At 61.4% G+C, this 515-nt stretch carries 1 protein-coding gene; it reads left to right on the top strand.

The window, feature by feature from the left end; genetic code table 11:
- Positions 1 to 321, top strand: a 321-nt coding sequence (locus tag NW835_RS12120; protein WP_414415416.1) for a hypothetical protein, incomplete at its 5' end; no start/stop codon positions are given.
- Between the last annotated feature and the right edge of the window lie 194 nt (positions 322 to 515).

The raw sequence follows: 515 nt of genomic DNA, 5'->3' as shown, positions 1-515 counted from the left end.
CCATCCCCACCGTCTATACGGTGGGGAATTCCGCACCTTACGTTAAGGGCGGCGCTGCTGGTGGGCTGGGGGCTGCTGCTGGGATCCCTGAGCCAGCAGGTTCAGGTGGACGAGGTGGGTAGGGAAGCCACCTACCCCGCCTTGGCTGCGCCAGGAGTGGCAGATCCGCTGGGCCGATGTCGAGCGCCTCGAACCCCGCTCCACCAACCAAGGGGGCCTGGTGTACTACCCAGCCGAAGGGGGGATCGCGTCCTTTTGCCGATGCGGGTAAGCCGCTTCCAGGAACTGGTGGCGCTGGTGGGTCACCACACCGCAGAGTAGCTTGGTAGCCCCGTACTCAGCGCTCCGCGCCGCTGACGCGAGTAATGCGGGGCGGAAAAGCCTTAGAGCAGCTTTAGCCGCTCACCAATGTGCGGGTCGTTGTCTTGGATCGCCTCAGCGCTAGCATTCCCTGCTGTACAGAAGAAATACAGCCTGTTAATTTAAAATAGGGTACAGGTTTTAAGAGGAAGGAG

This window comes from Synechococcus sp. OH2, from assembly GCF_047462155.1.
Taxonomy (GTDB): Bacteria; Cyanobacteriota; Cyanobacteriia; order Thermostichales; family Thermostichaceae; genus Thermostichus.
The sequence above is the reverse complement of the archived record's forward strand: the minus strand, read 5'-3'. Positions and strand labels throughout refer to the sequence as shown.